2 protein-coding genes are annotated in these 2,785 nt (G+C 44.5%); one reads left to right on the plus strand and one right to left on the minus strand.

Annotation, left to right across the window (positions count from 1 at the left end):
- Positions 1-1,085: iron ABC transporter substrate-binding protein (locus AB7U21_RS11665; protein WP_428389238.1), on the minus strand; the 1,085-nt coding region annotated here is incomplete at its 3' end.
- A 251-nt stretch (positions 1,086-1,336) separates the two neighbouring features.
- Here AB7U21_RS11665 and AB7U21_RS11670 point away from each other — a divergent pair.
- Positions 1,337-2,611, plus strand: a complete 1,275-nt coding sequence (locus tag AB7U21_RS11670; RefSeq protein WP_428389240.1) for an S-layer protein domain-containing protein — start codon at positions 1,337-1,339, stop codon at positions 2,609-2,611.
- Positions 2,612-2,785 lie beyond the last annotated feature (174 nt).

Consider the following 2,785-nt stretch of genomic DNA (forward strand, 5'->3'; position numbering starts at 1 on the left):
CCCCTTCCAACCAGGAATGTATATATCTCGATGGTCTTGTTCTCCAGGTTCACATCCTCAAACCTCTCAGGATACAGGAGCTTGCCTGCAAAATAGGCATCAGCAAGCACAGATCCCTGGTTCTGTGTGTACCAGTTGTAGGGGAGCACTCCGTAAACCTCTCCTGTTTTTACTGCTGTGAGCTTCCTGTACGACACATCGTTCTGCAACTGGTACAGAGCGCTGGACTTGTCTTCTGACTGGGTTGTCGAGAGATCCACGAATATTATCTCAGGGTCCCATCCAAGTATGCTTTCCTTAGAAACCTCTGCTGTGGTGAGGTTCATAGGATCATATGCCACGTTCTTTGCATTGGTGAAGAGGAATGGCGGGTACGTTGGCTCTGTTGACTGGAAACCGTGCGGGCCTGAGCGGGCTATACCGCCAACATAACATGTGATCTTCTCTTCTTCGGGGACACCCGCAGTGCGCTCGTTCAGGTCTGCGATGGTGCTGTCAAAGAAGGCAATGAGCTCTTCGGCCCGATCCTCTTTACCCATTACCTCTCCCATTATGCGGAGTGAGTTGTACATGTCAGCCCTGTTGTTGACCATATCACCGTAGTTCAGGGCTATTACAGGGATACCGGTCTTTTTCTGCAGTTCTGCAGGATCGTATCCCGATGTGGAATACATTTTGAAGATTACCTGAGGCTGCGGGTCAAGTGCAAGTATCTTTTCAGGATCGTCATTACCTCTGAATTCCCCGAAAACAGGATACTCTTTGAACTGGGGATTTGCAAGTGCGTAAGGCCTGGCATCGAATTTTGATCTCTCTGTTTCGATGCTGTCAACAGCAACTATTCTGTCTTGGGCTTCAAGGTAAGTGAGATATCTAAGGGCTCCGGAACCGGAGCAGATGACATGATCAGGTGATCTGGGCACTTCCACGGTCCTTCCAAGGGCATCTGTCACAGCAATAAAATCATTATGATCGTCCGGTCCGCTCTGGCTGGTCGATGAGCTGTTCATGCAACCTGCACATAAAGTAGAAGCGATTACCAGTGCAGTAATTATAAAAATTTTATATGTGTCTTTTATTTTCATTTGTATTGTTCCTCTGACATTTAGATGAATTGGTTACTCCAATTAAGTATTAATAATTTTGTGTTTTTTAACATTAATTAAAATGAAAACTCTTATATATCTTAATTTTAATGGTAAAATAGGCGTAACACAAATTGATATTGTTATCATACTAAATATTATGTTTCAGCTAGTAACCGTGCAATAAACAAGTTGGATCTGACAAATTGTCTTTCAATATATTGTGCTATTTCCATTCAGGGGTACTTTAAATGAAAAAATCAAATGGTATATTAGTGGTATTGTTTTTCATGGCTATAATGATACCAGTAAGCGCAGAAAATGTGACTTATGAGATAAGAAGTTCCGTATATGATAACAAAGACCCGGCCATATCAGCAGGCGATCTCTACTGGGATGCGAACAGCTTTCCAGCCTTATGGTACCAGATAAAGCCAGGCCTGTCCAGTGAATTGTTCTATATCCACAATACCTGGAATTCTTCTTCTACTATCCGGCTTGGGGATAAAGTACCTTCAGGTGATCTTTATTATGTGAGCAAACCTCAAATGAAGAAGACCAAGATCGCTGATCTGGATGAAGGAAAGACTTTCATTGCAGATGGCTGTGACCTGGAAAAGTATTACCTTATGGGCCTCTTCGGCGCCCAGCACATGGCAATGCCTGCGGACCCATCCGATCTTTCAAAAGGTTGTAAGCCTGACGAGATCGCCAGAATATTCATGGACAGTGATGAGAAGAAAAACATGTTCGCCGGAGAGGAATGGCAGCTTCCGGGTGGCTGGTCTCTTGTGGTACAGCAGATAGATGTGGAAGGAAATAAGGTGTATCTGGAACTTAAGAAGAAAGGTGAAATCGTAGATACTGCCGTGGTTTCAACTGATATGGACCTGACAAAGCAGGAAAAGACATACGTTTACAAGGATGAGAACGACAAGCCGGTCTTCTATTGTTATGTAGATTCTGTTTTCAAAGGGATGGATAGTGACCTTGTGGTACTGAACTATGTGTTCTTAAGAGGAGATACAATCAAGATCAACAACGGTGATGCTTACGGTGTGTTCGATGTGGAAGGCTTCACAGTGCCTGATATCATGAACGGGGTGAACTATGCTGGAAGTGGACCCGGCACGGTGCTCAATACAAATGATGATGCACTGGTCATGGCAACCAACAAGGACATTGTTCTAAGCGCAGATGAAGACTTCGATCTTTATGGAGACATTTATATCCACAGCGAAGACACCGCCAGCCCCGACCTGAAGCTTACCTTAAAGAAAAAGTTCACCATCGAGGTGCCGGATTGTCCGGGTAACGCAACCTCTGCGGTCAATAAGACCTCAGCTGGTGCGAGTGAGGAAATAGCTTTGGCTTCTGTACCGGATGATGCAGACGCACAGAATTCAACCGAAACTGCAGAACCTCAGCAGGCAACAGAAGTCATGCAGAGCTCCATGAAGGCTCCGGGATTCGAGATACTTATCGGGCTCATGGGAATCCTTGCAGCAGCTGGTATCAGAAAATGAAACTGGTTGAGGATAACCTCAACCTTTCTATATTTTTGAACCTGACCTTACGTTTTCTAAATAAGCTTCACCTCTGGGTGAAAGATGATACTGTTCAGTGTCGTTGGTAGCTATTTTTTCGATATAGAGCGCATTTTCCAGCATGTCAAGATGGAATCTGGCTTGCATCTTTTC

It is taken from the genome of Methanomethylovorans sp. (assembly GCF_050177135.1).
Classification (GTDB): Archaea; Halobacteriota; Methanosarcinia; order Methanosarcinales; family Methanosarcinaceae; genus Methanomethylovorans.

What these genes read in the sequence shown, in the direction of transcription:
- AB7U21_RS11670 (WP_428389240.1), top strand. Translation starts at nt 1,337, where the DNA reads ATGAAAAAATCAAATGGTATATTAGTGGTATTGTTTTTCATGGCTATA.